Below are 22,123 nucleotides of genomic sequence, written 5' to 3'. Positions count from 1 at the left end.
GGTGGCGTGGTAAAGCGCCATCTTTTACCGCCCGGTAAGGCAATGACCAAGTACCACCCAACAGGTAAATCAAAGATGGAGGTTCGTTTGTAATGAAACTATTAGAGGATCGGATTCGTCGTGACGGGAGCGTACTTCCCGGCAACGTCCTTAAGGTCGATAACTTTTTGAACCACCAGATTGATCCGCAGTTGATGGATGAACTAGGTGCTGAATTTGCGCGCCGGTTCAAAGACTCTGGCATCACTAAGATTTTAACAGTGGAATCGTCCGGCATTGCACCGGCCGTCATGACAGGGTTGCACATGGGCGTACCCGTAATTTTCGCGCGGAAGCATAAGAGCCTGACTTTAACCGATAACTTATACACGGCCAAGGTATATTCCTATACCAAGCAGGTCAACAACGATATTTCCATTGACCGGCGTTTCCTTGATCCGGAAGAAAAAGTTTTGATTATCGATGATTTCTTGGCTAATGGACAAGCCGTTCAGGGCCTGCTCGACATCGCCGTGACCGCTAACATCAAAGTAGCTGGTGTGGGTGTTGTCATTGAAAAACGATTCCAAAAGGGCCACAAACTGGTTGCAGACGCCGGAATTCAACTTGAGGCGTTGGCGAGCATTGCTTCATTTGAGGATGGCAAGGTTATTTTTGCGACTGATAAATAAAATGCTAGACTTGTTTAATTATTGTCAAGACTTTAAAATGAAAGTAGTAAACCATTGCAGTGTTTAACGGAAAGATTATTAAACTTTAAGCGAGAAAGTAGGGAGTAAAATTGGCGAACACGGTCTTATATCCTGGAGATACGATTGGGGTGGTTGGTAGCAGTGCCAACGCCGCAATGTTAGTGACAACGGCCCGGAAGATGGGGTTGCGCGTCGGTGCGTACGGCGCGGATGAAACAAGTGAAGCGTTACAGCTAGCTGATTTCAAAGCCGTTGGTTCAGCGAAGGACCGCGACAAGCTGCAGCACTTTGCTGAGAGCTGTGCGGCCATCGTGTATGACTCGGATCGCGTGAGTACCGATGTTATCAAATTTTTAGCGCAGTTTACCCGGATTCCGCAGGGCAGTGACATGTTGGAAATGATGCAAGACCGGCTATTGGAGCGGGCTTTCTTTGAACAACTCAACGTGAATATTGCGCCGTATGCCACTATTATCAATCTCGATGACGTCTACCAGTCCGTCAATTCTATTGGGTATCCGTGTGTGTTAAAGCCAATCCAAAAGGAGTGGTCACACGGCCGTGAGTTAGTCATTAAGACGCAAACGGATATCGCAAAGGCAGCTGGTTTGTTGGATTGGGGGACGTATATTCTCGAATCCCAAGTGGCATATGACCGTGAGTATTCAATTCTGGTGGCCCGCGACCAAGATGGCAAACAGCAGGTATTTCCAATTACGGAGGTCCAGTCCGTTGATGACCGACCTATTCGCACCTGGGTGCCCGCACAGGTCGATGATGCCGTAGCTGGTGAAATCCATCGGGTGGCCAGTGAAGTCGCTAAGAACGTTAATTACGTTGGTGTCTTTGAGGCATCCTTCTATCTGACCAGTAGTGGTGCTATTTACGTGAAAAAGATCGTGCCTGCACCCAGTGAGACTGGGTACGTGTTCGAATCCGCCGCAACGATCGATGAATTCTCTGAACATTTACGGGCGATTGCCGGCTTGCCATTGGCTGAGCCACAAATTTTGACGCCAGCCGTGACGGCTTCATTTACCGCGGGTCAGCTGAGCGCAATGCGGACACAGTGGCAATTGAAGGCCAACTGGCACTTCACTTTCTACCATCTGCGGCACCAGCAAGACGACGAGACGATGGGCCACATCGCCGTTCAGGGGTCGTCAGTAAAAACCATTTTGGATCAACTGGACGACACCGGTATCTGGTCCAAAAACGCGGATAATGCGGAATAATTAAACGATGTACGAAACACAGGGCGCTGTAGAATTCTCAAGTGAGAGTCCCTCTACAGCGCCCTTTATGTGGCTTGAAGGTGTTGGAATATGGGAATGTTTATCGTATTTTGGGCCGGGGTTTGTTAAGCTTAATTTTAATAAAACGCAATGATGATGAAAGATTGAAAGTTCCTAAACACCTAGTATGAGACTGCTGCAACCGCAATATTGCGGCTAGAATTAGGCAACCGCAGCCTAGTCGTCCCGTTACCGGCTGACAGATAGAATCAGGGACGGTGCGAACGCCACGTAAAATTTTAAAATATCGGCTGACGTCTCAGCAGAACGTATGTTTTTTTGGTATACTATTCAAGACTAATTACAGAGAGGATTGTGTTCAGGGTGGCAGGAGAAGAATTGTTAACTGGCATGAACGATAAACAAACGGAGGCCGTCCTTCAGACCGAGGGACCGTTGCTGGTGCTGGCAGGTGCCGGTAGTGGGAAGACCCGGGTGTTAACGCACCGGGTCGCCTACTTGATCGAACATAATAACGTGATGCCGTGGCGGATTTTGGCGATTACATTTACGAACAAGGCCGCTAAGGAAATGCGTGAACGGGTCATTAAATTGTTGGGGCCAGACGGTAACGATGTCTGGGTCTCCACGTTCCATGCCCTGTGTGTGCGTATTTTACGCCGTGATGCGGATAAATTGGGGTACAATCGGGCCTTCACCATTGCCGACCCCGGTGAGCAACGGACGCTGGTCAAACGGGTCTTGCAACAACAAAATCTGGACGTAAAGAAGTTCGACCCACGTTCCGTGTTAGGGGCAATTTCTAACGCGAAGAATGCCTTGCAGACGCCAGCAATGATGAAGGAAGCCGCTGGAAATCCCTTTGAAACGACTGTTGCAGATGTTTACGATAGCTATCAGCGGGAATTGTTGGCCAATCAAGCCATGGACTTTGATGATTTGATTATGTTGACCATCAAACTATTCAATCAGGAGAAGGACGTGCTGGGATACTACCAAGAAAAGTTCCGGTACATTCACGTCGACGAATACCAAGATACCAATGATGCCCAATACACGTTGGTCAACTTACTAGCTAAAAAGCATGGCAATCTTTGTGTGGTCGGGGATGGCGACCAAAGTATCTACGGTTGGCGAGGCGCTAACATGGAAAACATCCTGAACTTCGAACACGACTATCCCAATGCACATGTGACGTTGTTGGAACAAAATTATCGGTCAACCAAGACCATCTTAAAGGCCGCCAACGACGTGATTCAAAAGAACGTGAACCGGAAGAAAAAAGATCTGTGGACGGAAAATCCTGATGGTGAAAAGATTTCTTATTACCGCGGGCAAAATGAAAATGATGAGGCCCATTACGTGGTCGCTAAGATTCAAGAAGAGAATCAGCAAAATCATCACGACTACGGCGATTTTGCTATCCTTTACCGGACCAACGCCCAATCTCGGGTGATTGAAGAAACACTGGTCAAGGCCAACATTCCGTATACCATGGTTGGGGGCCATAAGTTCTACGACCGGAAGGAAATTCGCGATGTCTTAGCCTACCTGACGTTGATTGCCAATCCGGCGGACTCCATGAGCTTGGAACGGGTCATCAACGAACCAAAACGTGGGATCGGGGCTACGAGTATTGAAAAGCTACGTGACTTTGCCGACTTTAACGGCTGGACTGAGCTGGAAGCGACCCAGAACATCGCGTTGGCCACAAATCTGGGTGCCCGGATTCGGAATGCCATGGAAAAGTTTGGTCTGACATTAAAAGCTGTCCAAGACAAGGCTGAAACGATGAGTGTTTCCGACATTACCAGTGAACTGTTGGATCAGACTGGCTATATGGCTGCCCTGAAGGCGTCCAAGAATCTTGAAGCCGAAACGCGAATCGAAAACATTGAAGAATTCCTGTCCGTCACGCAAAAATTTGATAGTGATTGGGATAACACTGACCATGATGAGGACCAAGATAATCGGTTAGTGGAGTTCTTGGCTGACTTAGCCTTGGTCTCAGCGCAAGACGACGTGGAGGAAGAACCGTCTGAAGTGACTTTAATGACGCTACACGCCGCCAAAGGCTTGGAGTTCCCAGTTATCTTCCTGATGGGCTTGGAAGAAGGCATCTTCCCATTGTCACGCGCCATGCTCGAAGACGACGAGCTTGAAGAGGAACGACGGTTGGCTTATGTGGGAATTACACGGGCCCAGACCAAGCTGTATTTGACCAATGCCTACTCACGAATGCTGTATGGTCGGCGCCAAGCTAACCCACAATCTCGCTTTGTCACTGAAATTGATCCAGAATTGCTGCACTTAGATTACAGTGAGACCAAATCTGGATTGACGCCGAGTCGCCGCGATGTGCCATTTGCCCGACGGACGGCTAGTGCTGTGGCGAATCTGTACCATGGCAAGACGGGCCGAGTCGATGAACCCACTGGTACTGGTGCTGAAAAGGTCAGCTGGAATGTTGGTGACAAGGCAAGCCATAAGAAGTGGGGTGTTGGGACTGTCGTCAAGGTCAATGGTACCGGCGAAGACGCCGAACTCGATATTGCCTTTCCAGAACAAGGTGTTAAGCGGTTATTGGCCGCCTTTGCACCAATTAAACGTGTTGAATAAAAAAGTTAACGTGGGAGGAAGAAAATGACTGATCAACCCATTGATGCTTTAACTGAAGAACAGGCCGCGAGTGAAGCAGCCGATTTACGTCCGCAAATTCTGAAGTGGGGGCAACAGTACTATGATGCCGATGCGCCCGTCGTTGAAGATGACGTGTATGATCGCGTTTACGCACGGCTAGTCGCTCTAGAAACGGTCTTTCCCGCCATTATCACACCAGATTCGCCGACACAACGCGTGGGGGGCAGCACCCGTGGTGATTTACCAAAGGTCACCCATGAGATCCCCATGTTGTCGCTAGGCGATGTCTTTTCTATTGCTGAACTCAAGGAATTTGATGAACGGTTACGCTCGAACGTCGAAGATGACTTCGACTATAACTGTGAGTTAAAAATTGACGGTTTAGCAATTTCACTACGGTATGAAAACGGAAAGTTTGTGCAGGGGTCCACGCGAGGTAACGGACAAATTGGTGAAGACATTACTGCCAATCTGAAGACCATCAAGTCGATCCCACAAACATTGAGTCGACCATTGACCATTGATGTGCGGGGGGAATGTTATATGCCGAAGGCGGCCTTCCTAGCGTTGAACGAGCGCCGAGAAGCTGCTGGGCAAGCACCGTTTGCCAATCCGCGAAATGCCGCAGCCGGTAGTTTACGGCAACTCGACACGCAGGTCACCGCTGACCGCCAATTGGCAACGTTTATGTATAACATTGCCGACTACGAACCACTGACTACGCGCACGCAAAGCGGCTTGTTAGATGAGCTGGCCGAGCTGGGATTCACGACGAACGCGACCTATCAAGTGGCTCACAATATGGCTGACGTTGCGGCCTATATCGACCAGTATCAGGGGAAACGTGGCGACCTGCCGTATGGTATCGATGGTATCGTCATCAAAGCTAATTCGTTGCCGTTACAACGGTCGATCGGTGCTACGGTCAAGGTGCCGCGGTGGGCGATTGCTTACAAATTTCCGCCGGAAGAAGTCGAAACGGTCGTTCGTGATATCGAATGGACGGTCGGTCGTACTGGAATCGTGACACCAACGGCCGTTATGGATCCCGTGGCCTTGGCAGGAAGCACGGTCGCCCGGGCATCCTTGCACAATCCAGATTATTTGGAAGCTAAGGATATTCGGTTGGGCGACACCGTGTTATTGCATAAGGCCGGGGATATTATCCCCGAGATCTCACAGTACGTTGTGGCTAAACGCTCAGCTGATGCACAACCGTATCCAGTGCCAACGCATTGTCCCTCCTGCGGGGCTGAACTGGTCCATTTGGATGAAGAAGTCGCATTGCGGTGCATCAATCCGCGGTGTCCGGCACAACTGGCCGAAGGGATGAATCATTTTGCTTCCCGGAATGCCATGAATATTGCCGGGTTAGGTCCCCAGATCGTAAGTCAGCTATTTGACCGTAAGTTAGTCGATGACGTGGCTAGTTTGTACCGGCTGACGACCGACCAATTATTAACTTTAGATAAATTTGGGGAGAAGTCGGCCCAAAACCTCTTGACAGCCATTGATAATAGTCGCAATAATTCATTAGAACGTTTGTTATTTGGTTTAGGGATTCGTCACGTGGGCGCTAAGGCGGCGCGTTCGATTGCCGCCGAGTTTGGTGACATCGATCATTTAATGGCGGCCGACAGTGAAAGCATCTCCGCTATTGATACGGTGGGGGGCATCATTGCCGACAGCGTGGTGACCTACTTTGCCAGTGATCAAGTGCAGCAACTGATTGCTGATCTTCGAGAAGTGGGGGTCAACTTGACGTTTACTGGGGATATTCCTGCCACTGACAGTGAAGGCCAGTTTGCTGGCCAACGCGTGGTTCTGACGGGAAAGCTCCAAGAACTGACCCGCCCCGAAGCCACAGAATGGTTGGAACGCCACGGTGCCACGGTCACGGGGAGTGTCTCGAAGAAGACAGATCTGTTGATTGCAGGCGAAGCCGCCGGTAGCAAGCTGACCAAGGCGCAGTCGCTGAACGTCCCCGTTTGGAACGAGGCGCAACTGCAGGCCGCTATGGACGAAACGAAATGATGACTTTAGGAGGAAACAAGTCGTGAAACGGTTACGAACCTTTATTGCGTTAGCTGCGGTGCCATTCTTTTTGGCCGCATGTGGCGATTTAAGTAGTTCCAGTATGTCTGGGAGTTCTGGAAGCAGCAAGACTGGAACGACTCAGTTGACTGGTCAGAGCAGTGATGGTGATTATGAGGGGGTCATTAAGAGTGGCCATTACCAAACGAGTAAATCGCGCGGGGTCACCAACAGCCAAGACTCGGGAAACACCTATAACCTGAAGAGCTTTGAGAACGGGATGCTGAACGTTTCGAAGAAGATGTATTCGACTAAGAAGTACGTCTTTCAGGAAGGACAGTATCTGAGTTCAAGTACGGTTCAGAATTGGCTGGATCGGAAGAGTAAATCAAATGCGACCGGATTAAACCCCGTTAGCAATGGGTCGACTTCTGCAAACAAGCGGAATCCCGTCTACATTCAAGCCTTAGAAGAACAAGACTATATGATCCAAAAGAACAGTAAGTTGACCTTAGGTGGTGTCACGATTGGGATTGCCGTAAACTCAGTCGATTACTATAAGAAGACCCAGTATGGGGCTACCTATGAGACTAAAATCGATAAAGCAACCGGAGAGGCTTACGCCAAAAAGGCGGCCAACACGGTTCTGCAACGTTTACGGAAAAAATCAGCATTGAAGAACGTCCCGATTACAATCGCCATTTATCGCCAGGCGTCTAACGATAGTTTAGTGGGTGGGGACTTCATTGCTTACTCCGAGAATAAATCGGGGGCAACTAGTGTTTCGAATTGGAAAGCGCTGGACGAAAAGAACTACGTCTTCCCAATCGAAAGTGGGTCCAGCAGCCCGAACAGTAACGATGAGACGTCCTTTACGAACTTCAAGACGCAAGTTCAGAACTTCTTCCCGAACCTGAGTGGTGTCACGGCTCAGGCCCATTACAACGGGAAGAGTTTGACCGGGATGCACGTTAATATTCAGACGCAATTCTACAGTCAGACGGAAATCATCAGTTTCACGCAGTACTTGCAAGCGGCAGCACAAAAGTACTTGCCATCAGGGGTTCCCATTGACATTACGGTGTCCTCTACGGACGGTGTTCAGAGCTTCCTTTCACGGGGTACCGGTGCTAAAAAGTTTACGAGTCATGTCTTTAACAGTTACTAAATCAACTCAAGTTTTCTGATGCTGATGTCTAGGACAATGGCGTTTAAATAATGATATCGATTAGACTATGGTTCTCTACGCATGTTTATGAGCGGAGAGTCATAGTTTTTTTAGACCATGGGCTGTGAGTTGCTATTTGACGGAATACTTTGGTATGATACAGGTTCTAATACCTGTGATTAGTGGCATGCAAACCGTTGTCCTACTGTTGGTCGACCTGAAAATATCGATCGGCGGAATGAGGTCGTAGCGCCTAATTAGTGGGCCGGGGCCAAAGCGAGACCATAAGTTACCACGAGTTTCGCCGGAATCACCGTCATAATTTGCCAACAGAATCTTTGGTGCACGCAAGATATATGGTAAAATGGCAATGTATGTTTATTCTTGGCGAAGTCCAGGATAAACGGTGAATGCGGATAAATCAGAAAGAGGGATAATTGATGGCTAATCGAATTAATCGAGAACAAGTTCAACACGTTGCCGGTCTGGCAAAACTTGAATTTACGGATGCCGAGTTGGACGCGTTTACGCCCCAACTAGATGACATTATCGGTATGTTTGAAACGCTGAGTGAGGTCGATACTGACGGTGTCGAGGTTACCAGCAACGTTTCTGATCAACTCAACGTGATGCGTGAGGATGTCGCCGATAATTGGGGACAAAGTGCAGCGTTATTAAAGAACGCGCCAGACGCAGCACGGGGCTTTATCAAGGTACCTGCCATCATCGATGAAAGCGAGGATAACTAACAGATGAATTATTTCAAACAAGATCTCGCCAGTCTCCACGCCGATTTGGTGGCGAAGAAGATCAGCGCCAAGGAATTGACGCAGGCCACCCTTGACAATATCAAGGCCACTGATCCTAAAATCGATGCTTTCTTAACCTTAAACGAAGATGCTGCTTTAAAGCAGGCTGATGCTATTGATGCGCAGGGCATCGCTGCTGATCAACCCTTAGCTGGGATTCCAGTTGCCTTGAAGGACAACTTGGTCACTAAGGGCTTAAAGACCACGGCCGCTTCTAAAATCTTAGAAAACTTTACCCCTGTCTATGACGCTACGGCCGTTAGCAAGCTCGCTAACGCTCAGATGGTCACGGTTGGGAAGACCAACCTGGATGAATTTGCCATGGGGGGATCAACGGAAAATTCTGCCTTCAAGACGACGAAGAATGCTTGGGACCAAACCAAGGTTCCTGGTGGGTCTTCAGGTGGGTCCGCTGCGGCAGTTGCTTCCGGTCAGGTGCCCGTTGCTTTAGGTTCCGATACCGGTGGTTCTATTCGGCAACCCGCCGCTTTCAACGGTATCGTTGGGATCAAGCCAACTTACGGTCGGGTTTCTCGTTGGGGACTAATCGCGTTTGGGTCTAGCCTCGATCAAATTGGGCCAATGACGCGTAGCGTGAAGGACAATGCCACGATTTTAAGCGCCATTGCTGGCCATGACGAACACGATTTGACCAGTTCCACGCAGGCCGTTCCTGATTTTGCTGCCGACCTGAACGACACGACGAGCGTTAAGGGCCTGCGAATTGGGTTGCCTAAGGAATTCTTGGCTGAAGGGGTCGATGACGGCGTGAAGACCGCTATCTTGGCCGCCGCTGACACGTATCGCAAGTTAGGCGCTACGGTCGACGAAGTTTCCTTACCACACAACAAGTATGGGGTCGCTGCCTACTACATCATTGGCTCATCCGAAGCCTCATCTAACTTACAACGGTTCGATGGGATTCGTTACGGTTACCGAGCCCAGGATGTAAAGAACTTGGAGGACGTTTACGTGAAGTCACGTTCCGAAGGTTTCGGCGAAGAAGTTAAGCGGCGCATCATGTTGGGGACCTTCTCCTTGTCCGCTGGGTTCTATGACGCCTACTTCATAAAGGCTGCTAAGGTGCGGACGGTCATCATCAACGACTTTAAAGCAGTCTTAAAGGACCACGATTTTATCATGGGTCCGGTTGCACCAACCACTGCTTTTGGAATCGGTGACGAGATCAAGGATCCAATCACGATGTACATGAACGATGTTTTGACGATTCCTGTCAACTTAGCTGGTCTCCCAGGCTTATCCTTGCCTGCTGGATTCAGCAACAACTTACCGGTCGGCATGCAACTTATCGGTCGGCCATTTGACGAAAGCACGCTGTATAAAGCGGGTTACGCCTTCGAACAAAACACTGACTTTCATTTACAAGTACCTACGTTAGGAGGCCAAAACTAATGAACTTTGAAACGACTATTGGGCTAGAAGTCCACATTGAGTTAAAGACCCATTCAAAGATCTTTAGCCCATCACCAGTTGCCTATGGGGCCGACCCTAACGCCAACACCAATGTGATCGACTGGGGGTATCCTGGGGTTCTGCCAACCACCAACAAAGCGGTGGTTGCTGACGGAATCATCGCCGCTTTGGCCTTACATGCCACGGTAGAGAAGCACACCCACTTCGATCGGAAAAACTATTTCTATCCAGATAACCCTAAGGCTTACCAAATCACGCAATCCGATAAGCCAATCGGTCACGATGGCTGGGTCGAAATTGACGTGGACGGTGTAAAGAAGAAAATTGGGATCGCCGAAATGCACGTTGAAGAAGATGCCGGGAAGAACACCCATGAACGGGACTATTCCTACGTCGATTTGAACCGGCAAGGGACACCGTTGATTGAAATCGTATCGAAGCCAGATATCGCTTCACCCGCTGAGGCCTACGCTTATCTGGAAGCCTTACGTCAACGAATCCAATTTACCGGGATCTCCGATGTGAAAATGGAAGAAGGCTCCATGCGGGTCGATGTCAACATTTCTGTCCGTCCCGTGGGTCAAGAAAAGTTCGGCACCAAGACTGAGCTGAAGAACTTGAACTCCTTTAACTACGTGCAACGGGGGCTGGAGTATGAAGAACAACGGCAACAACAAGTCTTGATGTCCGGCGGCGCCGTTCAACAGGAAACCCGGCGTTTTGATGAAAAGACCGGTGAAACTATCCTGATGCGGGTCAAGGCCGGAGCTGACGATTATCGTTACTTCCCAGAACCAGACTTGCCAGCCTTGAACATCAGCGATGACTGGATCAAAGAACTGGGCGATGCGATGCCAGAAATGCCAACCAAGCGGCGCGAACGCTATGTCAACGACCTTGGATTGACGGATTACGACGCCATGGTTATCACCCAGACCAAGGAAATGTCCGACTTCTTTGATGCCACGGTCGCTTTAAAGGCCGATGCTAAGATGGCAGCGAACTATCTGCAAGGAGACGTCAATGCCTACCTGAACGAAAAGCAAGTTGATTTACAAGCAACAAAATTGACGCCTGCTAACTTGGCTGGCATGATCAACTTGATTTCCGATGGGACCATTTCTAGCAAGATGGCCAAGAAGGTCTTCAAGGCGATCACGGATGGCGAAGAACCAAAGGCTTACGTGGAAGCTCACGGCCTGGTTCAACTTTCCGACCCTGCTAAGCTGCAACCAATCATTGACGACGTGTTGTCGGCTAACCCACAATCCATTGAGGACTTTAACAATGGGAAGAAGCGGGCAGTTGGTTTCTTAGTTGGTCAGATCATGAAGCAAACGCACGGTCAAGCGAACCCGCAAGTTGTCAACAAGTTGTTGATGGCAGCGTTGCAACAATAGAATTAATGGAGGCACATCATGCGTAAACGGGCACGGGTCATTTATAATCCAACTTCAGGACGTGAGGCGTTGAAGAAGGACCTGATCGATATTTTAGCGGTGTTCGAACGGGCGGGGTACGAAACGAGCGCTTACGCCACGACACCGGCGCCAAACTCGGCGCGCGATGAAGCAACACGAGCAGCTAAGGCTGGCTTCGAACTCATCGTAGCCGCCGGGGGAGACGGGACCATTAACCAGGTCGTCAACGGCATTGCTGGACTCCCTCACCGTCCTAAGATGGCCATTATTCCTGCCGGTACCACGAATGATTATGCCCGGGCGCTCCACATTCCGCGCGAAGATCCGTTGGCGGCAGCAAAAGTGGTCTTGAAGGACCAGACCATTAAGATGGATATTGGTGAGGCGGGTGACACCTACTTTATCAACATCGCTGGTGGGGGACTCTTAACCGAGTTGACTTACGACGTGCCATCGAATTTGAAATCGATTTTTGGCTACTTGGCTTACCTGTTAAAGGGCGCCGAGTTGCTACCGCAGATCAAGCCAATTGATATGGATCTAACTTACGATGGCGGTCATTTCCGCGGCAAGGCATCGATGTTCTTGCTGGCACTGACCAATTCCATCGGTGGTTTCGAACAGATTGTACCGGATGCGGCGCTCGATGACGGGAAGTTCACGATGATCATCGTCAAGACAGCCAGCATGCCAGAGATTTTACGGCTGATGGGTCTAGTTCTAAACGGTGGGAAACACATCAACGACTCGCACATCATCTACGAGAAGACCAGTAAGGTTGTCGCCCGGCCAGTTGAAGACCGGATGATGATCAACTTGGATGGTGAATATGGTGGCGACGCGCCGATGAAGTTCCGCAACCTGCGGCAACACATCGAAATGTACGCCAACTTGGACGCCATCCCAGATTCTGCGGTCACTAGCGAATCTCCTGAATTGCTTGAGGCGGAGCAAAATTTCGTCAAGCAGGTCGAGGAGTTGCCAGAAACGGATCAAACAAAGAAAGCTTAAGACGGAAGGGACTTTTGCACAACAGGCGGCAAGGTCCCTTTCTTGCGTAGCCGGTTTCGTTCTGTCTGCCGGCCTTCGACTACGGTAGTGACGGAGGAGAATCATTAGTAAGTGATTGTGTGACGCGGTCCGTTATTAATGTTCACGACGAAAGCCGTCACCACTACCATAGTTTCGGGGCTATTAGTAGCCAGTGCTAGACGTGGCGCCTCTTTCCATGTATGATGGCAGGTGCAGTAAAATTTGACGTGAGTGGCGATTGTACCAGGTGTGACCGTCATTTCAGAACAAGTCGTAAAATATTGTCTTAGAACAAAAAAGAATAAGCATTAAAGAAATTGAGGTTACTATGAAAATTAAAGCACCAGTAAGTAAAAATGAACAGCTCGACGTTTCAATTATGGATCTGACGTATCAAGGGATGGGTGTCGCGAAGGTCAATGATTTCCCCCTGTTTATCGAAAACGCCTTACCTGGCGAAGAGCTAACGATTCAGGTCACCAAGGTCGCTAAGAACTACGGTTTTGCGCGGGCCATTTCTTGGAAGAGCGAATCGCCTGACCGGGTCAAGGACGTTGATAAGACGTACCGCCAAACGGGGATTGCGCCCTTACAACACTTGGCTTACCCAGCGCAGTTAAAGTTCAAGCAACATCAGATTGCGGAGCTTTTCAATAAGGCTCACCAAGACGTTGAAGTTGCCCCAACCTTAGGGATGGCCAATCCAACCCAATACCGGAATAAGGCACAAGTGCCCGTTCGAATGATCAAGGGCCAATTGGAGACCGGTTTCTACCGGCAACACAGTCATGACCTGATTCCGTTGACCGACTTCTACATTCAAGACCCAGCCATCGATGCCGCCATCATCAAGGTGCGCGACTTGCTTCGTCAATTTGAAATTCCAGCCTACAACGAAATCAGTGACAAGGGTGTTCTTCGAAACATCATGGTTCGCCGCGGGTACTACAGCCACGAAATGATGATCGTCCTGATCAGTCGGACGCAAAAGATTCCCAGTCAGGCACAGCTGGTTGACCAGATTCACAAGGCCTTGCCAGAAGTGACGAGCATCGTACTAAACGTGAACGCCAAAAAGACCAATGTCATCATGGGGAACGTTACCCGTGTCCTTTACGGGAAGCCAACCATTGAAGACACGTTGATGGGCTTAACGTTTGCCATTTCTGCACGGTCCTTCTACCAAGTTAACCCGCAACAGACCGAAAAGCTATACCAAATGGCTATCGACAAGGCTGGTTTGACCGGTGAAGAGACCGTTATCGATGCTTACTGTGGTATCGGGACGATTTCTTTAGCGCTGGCTAAGCACGCCAAGCAAGTCTACGGGGTCGACATCGTGCCCGAAGCCATTGAAGATGCCAAGGTCAACGCTCAGAAGAATCATTTGACCAACGTGGACTTCTTCGTGGATAAGGCTGAAGATCAAATGATTCAGTGGCAAGCAGCGGGCATCAAGCCCGACGTTGTGGTAGTTGATCCACCACGTAAGGGCCTGGCCGAAACCCTGATTGAATCCACCGCTAAGATGGGTCCAAAGAAGATCGTTTACGTGAGCTGTAACCCAGCTACGTTGGTTCGTGACGTCCAACTTTTCCAAGACCGAGGCTACGTCATTGATGGCCCGATCCAACCCGTTGACCAATTCCCACAAACACCTCACGTGGAAAGCGTCACGGTTCTGGTTAAGAAGTAGGACAACAGTTAGAGATAACGTGTGTTAAGGATACGTTCCTTGAACTATACGTAAAACTTGGAGCGGTCATCTGAATCTTAGGTGACTGCTTTTTTTATATATTTTTTAGCATAGAACAAGGAATAAAAAAAGAGAATGTGGAAGCTACGTGATTGTTTATTTACGCAAATTGTAATCTACAATATTACGTTTTCAATCAAAAATATTTGTTGAAAAATTGTCATCACGTGAGACTGATATGAACGGGCCCTAGTAAAATTTGCTAAAATGGTTGATAATGAAATGAGCATGATGAAAGAAGAAACTAAGCTTACAGGTTAGTTGTGCGCAGGCGGCTGCTGACGCAAAGTTCAACATATCTGAAAGCGGTTGCACTAGTAGGAGGGATCTCTCGTGAATGTGGGAACGTTAGCCAGCACATCATTTTTTAGTCAAGTTCACCCGGCGGTCGTTGCCGTGTATTTTATCGAATTATTTACTCTCTTATTAGTCTTTAATCATTTAGTTTTAGCGATAGCGTTATTTGGCGGATTATTAGCCATCAGCTGTTGGTACTTCAGCCGGCAGCGAATCATTTCTGTATTAAAGGGTGTTGGTTCATTGATGGCAGTTATCGTGCTGTTCAATCTGCTTTTGAATCAAAATGGCCGCGGATTACTTTGGCACTTGACGTTAGGCCCCGTAACATTTCGATTAACACGCACCGGTCTACTTTACGGCTGTACGATGGCAATTCTACTGGGTGCGATGATCCTGGCGTTTATTCTATTTAATGGTATTTTGACAACGCCCAAAATTAGCTACCTCCTATTCCCAGTTGTCCCCCGACTGGCGATGCTGTTGACGATTTCTTTACGCCTCGTCAGTTTGTTCACTCAGAAATTTCGACGACTGGTGATGTTCCAGAAGACACGGGGCATCGTGGTCACGGAAGGACCCTGGGGACAGCGAATTCAAAAGACCGGTCGACTCATGCGTATTCTATTGATCGATTCCGTCTCATCCGCAATGGAAACGGCGGTCCTGATGGAAGCACGGGGATTCGGTGCCCACAAGCGCAGTCATTACCAAACCTATTCCTGGCAGCCACACGATATTGTCTTTGGTCTGGGTGGGTTACTCCTGTTTGTCGTGATTATTGGTTTTCGGTGGCGAGGCTTCGGTTGGACCACTGACGTTTATCAAATGACGGTCGGTACCAGTGCCGATTGGTGGTTGGTCTTGCCGCTACTTGCGTTTGTTGGTCTGCCAGTATTGGGTGAGGGGATGTATCGTTTATGGGAGAATTAATGCAAATTGACCATCTCACGTTTACTTACTCTGGGCAGGCCAAACCGACCTTGAACGATATCTCACTGTCTATTGCACCAGGGGCCTTTGTGACGATCGTTGGTGCTACCGGGAGTGGTAAGACGACGTTGCTCAAGCAGCTTAAGCCGGAATTGCGGCCAGCGGGCGAGTCGTCTGGGCAAGTGATGTTTCATGGTCAGTTGCTAACGGCGCTGTCTAGTGATGTCAGTGCCCAACAGCTGGGCTACGTGGCCCAAGACCCCCAAACACAGCCAATCATGGCAACAGTTATCGAAGAGTTGGCCTTTCCCTTGGAGAATCTCGGCTTCAATTCGGCGGCCATGACCATGCGCATCGCAGAGCTGTCGAACTTCTTGGGGTTGGATAAGTTGCTGCATCAGTCTATTGATAGTCTTTCCGGTGGGCAACTGCAGTTGGTCAACTTGGCCTCGGTCCTAGCACTTAAGCCAGAAGTCATTTTACTCGATGAGCCCACCGCTCAGTTGGATCCGACGACGGCACAGAATTTTCTGACCATTCTGCAGCAGGTACATGACGAGCTGGGGATTACGATTGTTCTGACCGAGCACCGGCTAAGTCGCGTTCTGTCAATGGCCAACCAGTTAGTTCTATTGACGGCAGGGCGGGTGACCTATGCCGGGCCGGTTTCCGATGGGTTACGCCAAATGCATCAAACAGCGGAACTCCGGGCGTTCGTGCCGCCGATTCCTGAATTTTTCTTGGCACATGACTTACCAGTTCAGCCGTTACCTTTAACGGTGACAGCTGGTCGCCAAGCCCTGCAGACTGGTAATTGGCAGTTTAGTGCCCAGGGCGACGTAAATAAGCTCAAGGTGGCCACGGACCCCTTACTAACGGCCAAGGCAATCACGCGGTATTATGACGGTGGTGAGGCCGTGCTTCGTCAGCTTGATTTGACCGTGCACACCGGTGACTGGTTGGCGATTATTGGTAAAAACGGCTCGGGCAAATCGACGTTGTTGACGATTCTGGCGGGTCTTCAGAAACCGCAACACGGTAAAGCGCGATTGCGGCAACAAATCGTTTGGAAACTGAAAAACAATGAACGCATTAAACAGATTGGATACCTTTCACAAAATCCGACGGAACAATTCAGTGGCGACACAGTGGTCGCAGAGCTCACGGCGCAGGCAAAACTGCTGGGTCGTACCGATGTTGACCAGGTTGTGCAGGACATGTTAGCTACCTGCCACTTAACTAAAGTGGCTGCTCAGAACGCTTTTGATCTGAGTGGGGGTCAACAACAATTGCTCGGTTTGGGGCTAGCTCTGATTGCACAGCCAGAACTTCTCTTGCTGGATGAACCCACAAAAGGGCTTGACCCGGACACCAAACAACACATTGGGCACATCTTACAACGGGCACACCGATCCGGGCTCACGATTATCATGGCAAGTCACGACATGGACTTTTGCGCGGCCTTTGCGACCAGCTGTACGTTCATGTTTGATGGTCAGGTCAGTACGCCGCAAGCAACACGACCATTTTTCACAAAAAACTTTTTGTCAACGACGGCCGTCAATCGATTGTTGCGACAGCAGGTACCCAGCGCACTCTTTTGGCAGGATGTTCGACGGACCACGAAGGGAGGTGAGTTACAATCGAACAACGACGACAAGTTAACTGGGGCCTGATCGTGCCGGTCATATTGATGTTGGCCCTGCTGGCGGGGATGCTCTTGCTAAAAGGCAAGCATTATCTCTGGTTCAGCTTTGGCTGCCTGGCCGTTAGCATCTTGCCAGCCTACTGGCATTTTGAAAAGCGGGAAATGAGTACCCGGTTGCTGGTATTTCTAGCGGTGATTGTGGCGCTAGGTGTTCTGGGGCGGGTTCCTTTGGCCGCGATTCCCAACGTGCAACTGACCAGCTTCGTCGTCATCGTAAGTGCTGTGAGCTTGGGCCCAGAAATGGGATTTGTGAGCGGCTCGATGATGGCGTTGGTCTCGAACCTGTTTTTAGGTCAGGGACCGTGGACGCCATGGCAAATGCTGGCGTGGGGCCTGATGGGCTTGACGACGGGATTATTAAGACGCAGTCAGCTTAAGGATAACGTCTGGTTACTGGTCGTCTGGGGAGCATTATGGGGATTTTGGTTCGGTTGGATCATGGATCTCTGGTACGCCTTGGCTTACGTAAGGCCGTTACGCGTCACGAGTTTCTTGTTGGCGTTTGCCAGCAGTTTTCTCTTTGACGCATTGCACGCCGCAACCAATGCAGTTAGCATTCTCTTGCTCTATCGACCCTGGCGACAGCTCATGGATCGGCTGATCACCAAGTACCAAATCTTGCCGAAGGGCATGACAAGTGGTCATCAGCGGCACAGCTAAGGTATCCGTGTTGGTGAAGCGTTAGCATAGATGGGTCGGTAGGTGACCGCCAGAGGGCGTAACACCGTGTTTCATAAGGCCTGTGGTTGATGACTAACAGGCCAAGCTGATTGGTTGAATAACTTATAGAGCCAGTGATGGTCGCGTTATTCAAAATACAGTCATGATTAGAACAGTCATGATTAGAACCAGTGTGTTAAACAGAAATGGTAACATGCAGGTTACACCTACACTGATCGTAGTCGTGGACTGGTAGGTACGGGATGCCTCACAGGAGGACATAGCTACCAGCTGAAGACGACAGATAATCGGTGAAATTTAATTTAAAGGATGATGGGATAATGTTTAAGATGAACAAAGTAATGACGGCTTCACTAACTGCAGTATTGGCTTTAGGTGCCTTGGTACCAGTTGTTGATGCAGGGGCTGCAAGTGTCAAGACTGCTAGCAAGAGTTACCAGACCAGCAAGACCAAGTCTGCAACTACATACGCAAAGAAGATGCTGAAAGCCAATAAAGATGGCTTGACTAGCAAAGCGCAAATCTTTAGCAAGTCTGCTTATCCAACTACGGGTGCCGCTGCCGGTTACTCCGACTTCCTGTTGGGCTTGAAAAAGCAAGGCTATAAGTTTACGACCAGTCAAAAGAAGCTAATCAAGAAGAACTTGGTGGTTTCCAGTAAGAGTGATCCTGCTGTTTTGGCTAACGCTATTATCGGGCTCCAGGCCATTGGTGTAAACCCAACCAAGTACACACCAGCTGGTGCTAAGAAGTCCATGAACCTGGTCAGCACACTGTACAAGAAGTCAATGAACAAGCAAACGGTCAACGTTCAAAGCACGACTTTAATTGCCGTTTCTTCCAACAAGACCTTCAAGAAGCCTAGCAAGGCCGCTTTCTCCAAGTCTTCATTAAGCTTGAAGATTGCTAAGAATCAACAATCCAACAAGGGCTGGGCTTACAACAACACCGTTGCCAGTGTCGACAGTGACACCACGGCTGTTGCTGTGAACGCCTTAGCCATGGGCAAGAGCAAGAACAAGACGGTCACTGCCGCTGCAACTGCTGGTCGGAGTTACTTAAAGAAAGCCGTTTACAAGAGTGGTGCCTTTGGTTACACCTACAACGGTAAGGAAAATGCGAACGCCAACTCAACTGCCGAAGCCATCATGGGCTTAGCAACGACGAAGGCTGCCTTCAAGACGATCAACAAAACTGCCCTGACTAGTGGCCAAACCGCAACACCATTACGTGCAATGCTGAGCTACGTTAAGTCTGATGGAACCGTTAAGGATGCCTTCAGTATGACGTTAGCTTACGGTCAAGTGAGTGTTGCTGCTAGTGCCGCCCACAATGGAACTTACACGAGCAAATTGGTTTACACGTTCAAATAAAGTTTAAGGGTAAGGAGCGTCAGTCATGAAAAAGTCAGTCTGGATCATTGTGGCGGTCGTCGTCACCATTTTCACTATGGGAACGGCATTAGCCATGCAACAGCATGCGCAGCAGTCCACAGCGCCGCAGACGAGTTCGTCATCGAGCCAGAGTTCATCTGCTTCGAGTCGGGCAGCGTCTTCGTCGTCGCAAGCTAAAAAGGTAGCGGCGAAAAAAGATGCTCACAAGAAGTCATCATCGTCCAAACGCAAGGCTAGTTCTAAGACGCGCGCTAAAACGACTAAAAAGTCGACTAAGGCCGCCAGTACGTCTAGCGTAAAGGCCCAAAAGGCGTCGTCGACTGCACGGTCTACGAAGAAGTCGTCGGCAACCAAGCAGGCGGCCAAGCGTACGCAAGCGACAGCGACTAAGCGTCAGACGGCGACATCGACTGAGCAGAAGTCGACGTCCAAATCGCAGTCGACTGGAAAAGTGCATTTGACCGTGACCGGCTACAAGAAGACGTTCTTCAATGATTCGGTGGCTATTTCCAAGAATGCGACGGCGTTCTCGGTACTGAAAGCATCTAAGCTAAAATTAGTCTATCAAAGTGGTGTGGCTGTGTATGTCAGCAGTATTAACGGCCTTGCTGAAAATGATGTGAAGGCCGGTAGTGGCTGGAAGTACAAGGTCAACGGGAAGTTCATTGACAAAGCTGCCAATGTCAAGCACGTGACTAACGGAGACGATGTGCATTGGTACTTCACAACTGCGGGGTACTAAGATGAAACGAGCGATGTTTATTGGTGCTATTGGCTGTGGTAAGACGACCCTCTTACAGCGGCTGAAGGATCTGACCATTCACTATGACAAGACGCAGGCGCTAGAATTTTACCAGAATATTGTTGATACACCGGGAGAATACATTGAGCATCGGCGAATGTATACGAGCTTGGCGACCACGGCGATGGATGTCGACGTCGTTGTTATGCTACAAAGTGCGACCGATCAACGCTTGATCTTTCCGGAGGCGCTCAGCACGATGTTTGCGCGACCGGTAGTGGGTGTGGTCACTAAGACGGATATTGCCGATCAGACTGCAATTGATTGGGCGAGTGGTCAGCTGAAAAGGGCTGGTGCACAGCAGATATTCAAGGTGTCCGCACTGACTGGTGATCATACAGAAGCTCTGCGGCAGTTCTTAGATGACTAACCGACCAACTTTCAAAACATGTAGAATTTGTGGCGTATTTGAGTTGTAATTGCTTTGGATTCTAGCTAAAGGGAATACCTAGTATGACTGTTGTAACAGCAATACGGAGACTAAAATTAGGCAATCTAGGTCAGTCATCGCGTAACCTGCCGACCTCACCATTGCAAGCGTAACGTAAATATTTTGGCTTTAGCTACCCAAGAGTGTGGGACATAACTCAAAAAGTTGCTCCTTTCAGAATCGTTAGATTCTGAAAGGAGCAACTTTTATTTACGCCACTATGGTGCCGAAACGTGGGACATCAGGCAGTTTGTTGCGCTTAACCCAATAACAGAAATTATGCCAGAGTCAGGCATACTCCCTGCTATCACGTTAATGCTCGCAAACTAACCGCCCGATGTCCCACGCTCGTCTTTTTTATCTAATTTAGCTTCTGCGTACAGTCAACCTTTAGTTTTTAGTGGAGGCTTATTCACCTTGGCGTTGTACGACAAGAATTTGTGGTTACTGATTACTAGTCAATCTTAACCGGTGTGTCAGCAGGCTTACCGTGAATCAATTCACAGTTGTTATCAAAGGCTTTAAGGACCATGTTGCGCACAGCATGCGTCGTGTAGAACGCCGTATGTGGTGTGACAAGAACATTCGAACGGTGAATGAGGTCTTCTAGGCGTTTGTCAGGGAAGGTCTTGTTCCGCCAATCAGCGTTAAAGATACCAACTTCGTCTTCATAGGTATCCATAACGAAGCCAGCGACCTTACCCTTATCTAAGGCTTTAATCACGGCATCCGTATCAACCAATGCACCCCGTGAGCAGTTGACGAGGACAACATCATCCTTCATCTTGGCAATGGAACTACTGTTGATCATGTGGGTGTTTTCCTTGGTAGCAGGGACGTGCAGTGAAATCACGTCGGCCTGTGCGTAAAGTTCATCTAAAGTATTGACGTAGTAGCCCTTAGCTTTTAATTCGGCATTTTCGTAAGGATCAAAGGCGATGACCTTGGCGCCAAAACCTTCCATGATTTGCATGTAGACCCGGCCGATGTGACCCGTACCGATAACACCAACAGTTTGATCACGGACTTCACGGCCAATAGTCGGTGCCCAACGCAGGTCGCCATTTTCGATTTTTTCATCTAAGACCTTTGTTTGACGCAGAATCCGTGCAGTTTGAATGGCGGCATGTTCTGCAATGGCGTTTGGCGAGTAAACCGGAACATTGGTAATTTCAAAGCCAAGTTCTTTAGCCTTAGCTAAATCGACATTGTCGACACCGACATTTCGCAGAGACATCTTTGTGATCCCTTGGTCTGCAAGCGCTTGAAGTGTTTCGGCTGTGTAGGAGAGTTGTTGATAGACAACGACCCCGTCAGCACCTTCAGCGTACTTTGCCGTCTTTGGAGATAACAATTCATCGGTATAGCCAACCTCGATTTCAGGATGACTCTTTGCCCATTCCTTAACGTAGGGTTCCTCATCTTTACGAATACTAAAAGCGAAGATGCGTTTTTTGCCGTTTGAATTGGAACTCTTTGCAGGCGTCGAACTGACTTGGGATTTGGATTCAGCGAGGACTTGCTTAATCACTTCTCTGATTAGATCTTCATTTACATCTGACATTAAAGTTCCTCATTTCTATTATTCAGTACATACTTAAAAGCCACACAAAGCTAAGTATGATGTTACTAGTCG

General features: G+C 49.1%; 17 protein-coding genes. 16 read left to right on the top strand and 1 reads right to left on the bottom strand.

Annotated elements, in window-relative coordinates:
* Positions 1-92: 92 nt before the first annotated feature.
* The 16 genes from EKM89_RS09810 (at position 93) to EKM89_RS09735 (ending at position 20,427) form a co-directional block, all read left to right on the top strand.
* The gene (locus EKM89_RS09810) at positions 93-671 is read left to right on the top strand and encodes a xanthine phosphoribosyltransferase (protein ID WP_125688104.1); all 579 of its coding nucleotides are present in this window, start codon (positions 93-95) and stop codon (positions 669-671) included.
* A gap of 110 nt (positions 672-781) precedes the next feature.
* Positions 782-1,927, top strand: a complete 1,146-nt coding sequence (locus EKM89_RS09805; RefSeq protein WP_164510563.1) for an ATP-grasp domain-containing protein — start codon at positions 782-784, stop codon at positions 1,925-1,927.
* 384 nt (positions 1,928-2,311) lie between these two features.
* Complete coding sequence (gene pcrA, locus EKM89_RS09800; protein WP_125688102.1) at positions 2,312-4,567, top strand: DNA helicase PcrA; 2,256 nt, start codon at positions 2,312-2,314, stop codon at positions 4,565-4,567.
* Between the two features lie 24 nt (positions 4,568-4,591).
* Positions 4,592-6,622, top strand: a complete 2,031-nt coding sequence (gene ligA, locus EKM89_RS09795; RefSeq protein WP_125688101.1) for an NAD-dependent DNA ligase LigA — start codon at positions 4,592-4,594, stop codon at positions 6,620-6,622.
* Between the two features lie 22 nt (positions 6,623-6,644).
* Positions 6,645-7,790, top strand: a complete 1,146-nt coding sequence (locus EKM89_RS09790) for a CamS family sex pheromone protein (RefSeq protein ID WP_125688098.1) — start codon at positions 6,645-6,647, stop codon at positions 7,788-7,790.
* Between the two features lie 440 nt (positions 7,791-8,230).
* Complete coding sequence (gene gatC / locus EKM89_RS09785; RefSeq protein ID WP_125688096.1) at positions 8,231-8,539, top strand: Asp-tRNA(Asn)/Glu-tRNA(Gln) amidotransferase subunit GatC; 309 nt, start codon at positions 8,231-8,233, stop codon at positions 8,537-8,539.
* 3 nt (positions 8,540-8,542) lie between these two features.
* Positions 8,543-10,012: an Asp-tRNA(Asn)/Glu-tRNA(Gln) amidotransferase subunit GatA gene (gene gatA / locus EKM89_RS09780; protein ID WP_125688094.1), complete on the top strand. Its 1,470-nt coding sequence runs from the start codon at positions 8,543-8,545 to the stop codon at positions 10,010-10,012.
* A complete protein-coding gene (gene gatB / locus EKM89_RS09775; RefSeq protein WP_125688092.1) occupies positions 10,012-11,433 on the top strand; it encodes an Asp-tRNA(Asn)/Glu-tRNA(Gln) amidotransferase subunit GatB in 1,422 nt (473 codons plus the stop codon). The genes gatA and gatB overlap by 1 nt, the downstream gene beginning before the upstream one ends.
* 18 nt (positions 11,434-11,451) lie before the next feature.
* On the top strand, positions 11,452-12,465 hold the full coding sequence (locus EKM89_RS09770) for a diacylglycerol kinase (protein WP_125688090.1): 1,014 nt from the start codon (positions 11,452-11,454) through the stop codon (positions 12,463-12,465).
* A 349-nt stretch (positions 12,466-12,814) separates the two neighbouring features.
* A complete protein-coding gene (gene rlmD / locus EKM89_RS09765) occupies positions 12,815-14,182 on the top strand; it encodes a 23S rRNA (uracil(1939)-C(5))-methyltransferase RlmD (RefSeq protein WP_125688088.1) in 1,368 nt (455 codons plus the stop codon).
* Between the two features lie 393 nt (positions 14,183-14,575).
* Entirely contained in the window at positions 14,576-15,472 is an 897-nt protein-coding gene (locus EKM89_RS09760) for an energy-coupling factor transporter transmembrane component T (protein WP_125688086.1), read from the top strand.
* Positions 15,460-17,148 carry an ABC transporter ATP-binding protein gene (locus EKM89_RS09755; protein WP_125688084.1) on the top strand — a complete coding sequence of 563 codons (1,689 nt, stop codon included), beginning with the start codon at positions 15,460-15,462 and terminating at the stop codon, positions 17,146-17,148. The genes EKM89_RS09760 and EKM89_RS09755 overlap by 13 nt, the downstream gene beginning before the upstream one ends.
* A 17-nt stretch (positions 17,149-17,165) precedes the next feature.
* Complete coding sequence (locus tag EKM89_RS09750; protein ID WP_125688124.1) at positions 17,166-17,840, top strand: ECF transporter S component; 675 nt, start codon at positions 17,166-17,168, stop codon at positions 17,838-17,840.
* 341 nt (positions 17,841-18,181) lie between these two features.
* Positions 18,182-19,234, top strand: coding sequence for a prenyltransferase/squalene oxidase repeat-containing protein (locus EKM89_RS09745; protein WP_125688082.1), 1,053 nt, complete (start codon positions 18,182-18,184; stop codon positions 19,232-19,234).
* A 25-nt stretch (positions 19,235-19,259) separates the two neighbouring features.
* On the top strand, positions 19,260-19,997 hold the full coding sequence (locus EKM89_RS09740; protein ID WP_125688080.1) for a DUF4430 domain-containing protein: 738 nt from the start codon (positions 19,260-19,262) through the stop codon (positions 19,995-19,997).
* 1 nt (position 19,998) lies between these two features.
* A complete protein-coding gene (locus EKM89_RS09735; RefSeq protein WP_125688078.1) occupies positions 19,999-20,427 on the top strand; it encodes a EutP/PduV family microcompartment system protein in 429 nt (142 codons plus the stop codon).
* A gap of 514 nt (positions 20,428-20,941) precedes the next feature.
* On the opposite strand, the gene EKM89_RS09730 is transcribed toward EKM89_RS09735, so the two are convergent.
* Positions 20,942-22,051, bottom strand: a complete 1,110-nt coding sequence (locus EKM89_RS09730) for a D-2-hydroxyacid dehydrogenase (RefSeq protein WP_125688076.1) — start codon at positions 22,049-22,051, stop codon at positions 20,942-20,944.
* Positions 22,052-22,123 lie beyond the last annotated feature (72 nt).

The organism is Levilactobacillus fujinensis (assembly GCF_003946335.1).
Taxonomy (GTDB): Bacteria; Bacillota; Bacilli; order Lactobacillales; family Lactobacillaceae; genus Levilactobacillus; species Levilactobacillus fujinensis.
The sequence above is the reverse complement of the archived record's forward strand: the minus strand, read 5'-3'. Positions and strand labels throughout refer to the sequence as shown.